General features: G+C 67.6%; 5 protein-coding genes. All 5 read right to left on the bottom strand.

Annotated elements, in window-relative coordinates:
• Positions 1 to 88: 88 nt before the first annotated feature.
• A complete protein-coding gene (locus NNZ72_RS25255) occupies positions 89 to 1,111 on the bottom strand; it encodes a sulfate/molybdate ABC transporter ATP-binding protein (protein ID WP_257318442.1) in 1,023 nt (340 codons plus the stop codon).
• Positions 1,108 to 2,016 (bottom strand): sulfate ABC transporter permease subunit CysW, encoded by a 909-nt coding sequence (cysW, locus tag NNZ72_RS25250; protein ID WP_257318441.1) that lies wholly within the window; start codon positions 2,014 to 2,016, stop codon positions 1,108 to 1,110. Before cysW ends, NNZ72_RS25255 begins: the two co-directional genes overlap by 4 nt.
• 2 nt (positions 2,017 to 2,018) lie before the next feature.
• Positions 2,019 to 2,849, bottom strand: a complete 831-nt coding sequence (gene cysT / locus NNZ72_RS25245; protein ID WP_257318440.1) for a sulfate ABC transporter permease subunit CysT — start codon at positions 2,847 to 2,849, stop codon at positions 2,019 to 2,021.
• Positions 2,850 to 2,921: 72 nt separating this feature from the next.
• On the bottom strand, positions 2,922 to 3,905 hold the full coding sequence (locus tag NNZ72_RS25240) for a sulfate ABC transporter substrate-binding protein (protein WP_257318439.1): 984 nt from the start codon (positions 3,903 to 3,905) through the stop codon (positions 2,922 to 2,924).
• A 139-nt stretch (positions 3,906 to 4,044) separates the two neighbouring features.
• Positions 4,045 to 4,917, bottom strand: coding sequence for a 3-hydroxybutyryl-CoA dehydrogenase (locus NNZ72_RS25235; protein WP_257318438.1), 873 nt, complete (start codon positions 4,915 to 4,917; stop codon positions 4,045 to 4,047).
• Positions 4,918 to 5,116 lie beyond the last annotated feature (199 nt).

Genomic DNA, 5,116 nt, shown 5'->3' with positions numbered 1-5,116 from the left:
GGGTTTCCATCCGCCACCGCAAAGGGAAATACAGACCCTTTCGCGGTGAAAGGGAAGTTACAAGGGTTAGGGTGAGGGGCAAAGATTCTCACGCCGCCGGATAGACGCGCGGGCGGCGGATGTCGAGGAAGCCGGCCTCGCCCTTGCGGTGCGGGAATTCCGGCGCGGTGTCGAACTCCACCGGCTGGCCGTCCGCCGTCATCGCCAGCACGCGGCGCGAATCCGGCCGGTCGATGACGCGCACGATCCGCGCGGCGATGCCGTGCCCGTCCTCGCGCCAGGTCACGTCGGCGGGGCGGAAGAGGATCTGCCCGGCGCCGTCGGCAAGGCCCGCGGCGTCGAAGGCCGCGTCCTGCACATGCGCCCTGCCGCCGCGGATTTCGGCATCGAGCCGGTTGGCGTCGCCGAGGAAGTTCATCACGAAGGCGTTCGCCGGGTTGCGGCAGACCTCCTCCGGCGTCCCCTCCTGCACGATCCGCCCCTTGTCGAGGATGACGACGCGGTCGGCGAGGTCGAGCGCCTCCTCCTGGTCGTGGGTGACGAAGAGCGTGGTGATGCCGAGCTCGTCGTGGATCCTGCGCAGCCAGCGGCGGAGATCCCGACGCACGTTGGCGTCGAGCGCGCCGAAGGGCTCGTCGAGCAAAAGCACGCGCGGATCGACCGCGAGCGCCCGGGCGAGCGCCACGCGCTGGCGCTGGCCGCCGGAGATCTGGCCCGGGAACCGCTCGCCGAGCCCGGAGAGCTGCACGAGGTCGAGGAGCTCGCCCACCCGCGCGGCGATCGCTTCAGCCGAGCGCTTCACCTTCGAGACCTTCATGCCGAAGGCGATGTTCTCCGCCACGGTCATGTGCGGGAAGAGCGCGTAGTGCTGGAAGACGAAGCCGACGCCGCGGTCGCGCACCGGGATGTCGGTGGCGTTCTCCGCGCCGAAATAGATCGCGCCGCCGTCGGCATATTCGAGGCCGGCGACCATGCGCAGGATCGTCGTCTTGCCGGAGCCGGAGGGGCCGAGCAGCGCCACCAGCTCGCCGCTCTCGATGTCGAGCGAGACCCCGTGCACGGCGCGGAAGGTCTCGAAGGTCTTGACGACGGTGTCGAGGCGGATTTTCAAGGTCTGGTCTCCGGAGGAACGGCGTCGAGGCCGGCGAGCGTGGCAGGCCGGCGCGCGCGGCCCGCGCCCTGCCGCTCCAGCAGCACCTTGGCGACGAGCGTGACGATGGCGAGCAGCGCCAGGATCGAGGCGGCGGCGAAGGCGCCGGTGGCGTTGTAGTCGTGGTAGAGCAGCTCGATATGCAGCGGCAGCGTGTTGGTCTGGCCGCGGATGTTGCCGGAGACGACCGAGACCGCGCCGAACTCGCCCATCACGCGCGAATTGCACAGGACCACGCCGTAGAGCAGCGCCCATTTGATGTTGGGCAGCGTCACCGAGAAGAAGGTGCGCCAGCCGGAGGCGCCGAGCGAGGTCGCGGCCTCCTCCAGGTCGCGGCCCTGCGCCTGCATCAGCGGGATCAGCTCGCGCGCGACGAAGGGCGCGGTCACGAACATGCTGGCGAGCACGATGCCCGGCAGCGCGAACAGGATCTTGATCTCCGCCGATTGCAGCGCCGGGCCGAACAGGCCCTGCAGCCCGTAGACGAAGAGATAGGCGACGCCCGCGACGATCGGCGAGACCGAGAAGGGAAGCTCGATGATCACGGTGAGCAGCCGCTTGCCGGTGAAGTCGAACTTGGTGATCGCCCAGGCGGCGGCGACCCCGAAGGCCGTGTTGACCGGGACCGCGACCAGCGCCGTGAGGACGGTGAGCAGGATCGCATGGCGCGTGTCCGGCTCGCCGATGGTTTTCGCGAAATAGCCGACGCCGCGCGAAAAGGCCTCGACCGCGATGACGACGAGCGGCGCGACGATGAGGAGGAGGACGAAGAAGAGCACGACCGCAAGCAGGACGCGGCGGAAGACGGGATGGTCGCCGACGCGGGGCGGGCGGCCCTTTGTATGATGCGCCCCGGGATGCGCCATGATCAGCCCCTCACCGTGTAGCGCAGCGCGCGGGCCTGCATCAGGTTCGTCACCGCCAGCATGACGAAGGCCGTGAGCAGCATGACCGAGGCGATCGCCGCCGACGCCGGATAGTCGTATTCCTCCAGCCGGATGAAGGCGAGCAGCGCCGTGATCTCCGTCTCGAAGGGCTGGTTGCCGGCGATGAAGATGATCGCGCCGAACTCGCCGAGGCTGCGGGCGAAGGAGAGCGAGACGCCGGCGAGCAGCGCCGGCGAAAGAAGCGGCAGGATCACGCGCACGAAGATCGAGAGGTCCCCCGCCCCGAGCGTCTGGCCCGCCTCCTCCAGCGCCGGGTCGAGCTCCTCCAGCACCGGCTGCACCGTGCGCACGATGAAGGGGATGCTGGTGAAGCTCATGGCGACGATGATGCCGAGCGGCGTGTAGGCGACCTTGATGCCGAGGAGGGCGAGCGGGGCGCCGAACCAGCCGTTCGCGGCAAAGAGCGTGGTGAGCGCGATGCCGGCGACGGCCGTCGGCAGCGCGAAGGGCAGGTCCACCAGTGCATCCACCAGCCGGCGGCCGGGAAAGCGGTAGCGCACCAGCACCCAGGCGAGCGCCAGGCCGAAGACGAGGTTGAAGACGGTGGCGGCGAGAGCGCAGAGCACGGTGACGCGATAGCTGGCGAAGGCCCGCTCGGAGGAGACGATGCGCCAGTAGTCCTCCGGCCCGAGGCTCGCCGCCTTGAAGACGAGGGCCGAGAGCGGCAGCACGACGATGATGCCGACATAGACGAGCGTCACGCCGAGCGCGAGGGGCAATCCTGGCAAAACCCGCCGTCTCACGATGCGCATTCCCTTTCCCAACGCCGCAACCGGCGGGCTTTTTAGGCCCGCCGGCTGACGAATGACAGATGAAGCGGCCTGTTAGCGGCTGCCGTAGATCTTGTCGAGCTTGCCGCCCTCGGAGAAATGCTCCTCGGAGATCTTCTGCCAGCCGCCGAAGACGTCGTCGACGTCGACGAGGCGGATTTCCGGGAACCGGTCCTTGAACTCGGCGGCGACCGTCTCGTCATGGACGCGGTGGCCGAACTCGGCGGCGATCTTCTGGCCTTCCGGCGAGTAGAGGAAGTCGAGATAGGCCTTGGCGAGGTCGCGGCTGCCGCGCGCATCGGCCACCTTGTCGACGATGGCGACCGGGAACTCGGCGAGCAGCGAGACCGACGGCGTCACGCCCTCGAACTTGTCCTCGCCGTACTGCTTGGCGATCGACTTGGTCTCGGCCTCGAAGGTGATGATGACGTCGCCGATCTCGCGCTCGACGAAGGTTGTCGTCGCCGCGCGGCCGCCGGTGTCGAAGACCGGGACATTGTCGAAGATCTTGGTCACGAATTCCGTGATCTTCGCCTCGTCGTTGTCGAAGGCCTCCTTCGCATAGGCGACGGCGGCAAGGTAGGTGTAGCGCGCGTTGCCGGAGGTCTTCGGGTTCGGGAAGACGATCTTCACGTCGTCGCGGGCGAGATCGCCCCAGTCCTTGATGTTCTTCGGGTTGCCGGCGCGCACGAGGAAGGACGGGAAGGAGTAGAAGGGCGAGGCGTTGTTCGGGAACTTCTCCTGCCAGCCCTCCGCCACGAAGCCGTTCTTGACGAGGAAGTCGATGTCGGTGACCTGGTTGAAGGTGACGACGTCGGCTTCCAGGCCCTCGATGATGGCGCGCGCCTGCTTCGACGTGCCGCCGTGCGACTGGTCGATGGTGACGCCCGGATGGTCCTTGAGGAACGCCTCATTCTCGGCCGCGAACAGCTCGCGCGCCACGTCGTAGGAGGCGTTCAGCAGCTTGTCGGCGGCGTTGGCGGAAAGCGGGAGGGCGAGCCCGACGAGGGCTGCACCGATGAGGAGGAAGCGTTTCATGAAGGACCCCGGCCTGTTGATTTCGGGGCCGACAATATCGGCGGATTCGCCGCGCTCCGAGGCACGGGGCCGTCGCCGTCGTCACGCCGCGGGAAAGATTTTTCCGCAAACGGGCGGGATGGCGGAAAGCCGCACGCGCTCAGCGGGTCGGGACCGGCACCTCGCCGCGATAGTCGTAGAAGCCGCGGCCGGACTTGCGGCCGAGCCAGCCCGCCTCGACATATTTCACGAGCAGCGGGCAGGGGCGGTACTTGGAGTCGGCGAGCCCGTCGTGCAGCACCTGCATGATCGACAGGCAGGTGTCGAGGCCGATGAAATCGGCGAGCTGCAGCGGGCCCATCGGATGGTTGGCGCCGAGCCGCATGGCGGTATCGATCGCCTCGACCGAGCCGACGCCCTCGTAGAGCGTGTAGATCGCCTCGTTGATCATCGGCAGCAGGATGCGGTTGACGATGAAGGCGGGGAAGTCCTCGGCGACCGTCGCCGCCTTGTCGAGGTTGGCGACGAACTCCTTGGCGGCCGAGAAGGTGCCTTCCTCGGTGGCGATGCCGCGCACCAGCTCGACCAGCTTCATCACCGGCACCGGGTTCATGAAGTGGATGCCCATGAAGCGCTCCGGCCGGTCAGTGGCGGACGCCAGCCGGGTGATGGAGAGCGAGGACGTGTTGGTGGCGAGGATCGCCTCCGGCTTCAGCACCGGGCAGACCTGGCCGTAGATCTTGCGCTTGACGGTCTCGTCCTCGGTCACGGCCTCGATGACGAGGTCGGCGTCGGAGAGATCGTTGATGTCGGTCGAGCCGCCGATCAGCGCGAGCGCCTTCTTGCGGTCCTCGTCCGTCATCTTGCCGGAGGAGACCTGGCGGGCGAGATTGCCGTTGATCGTGGCAAGCCCGGCTTCGATCCGGTCGGCGGCAAGGTCGTAGAGATGGACCTTGTAGCCGGCGGTCGCGGCGACATGCGCGATGCCGCACCCCATCTGGCCTGCCCCGATGATACCGACGTTCCTGATCATAGCGCCTGTCGCCCCGTTATTTTCGTTCGTGCGGACAAAAAAAGACCGGGCCGGTCGGGCCGGCCCGGTGAAGTGATAAAGTGCCGCGGCACATTTTTCCAGTGAAAACATCGCTGCGGCGAAGGCCGCGCGCCGTTCCTCAGAGCGCCTTCTCGAGCTCCGGGAGCGCCTCGAAGATGTCGGCGACGAGGCCGTAGTC

Origin of the sequence: Shinella pollutisoli (genome assembly GCF_024609765.1) — a bacterium.
In the GTDB taxonomy this organism is placed as follows: domain Bacteria; phylum Pseudomonadota; class Alphaproteobacteria; order Rhizobiales; family Rhizobiaceae; genus Shinella; species Shinella pollutisoli.
This window is presented reverse-complemented; position numbering and strand designations above follow the sequence as displayed.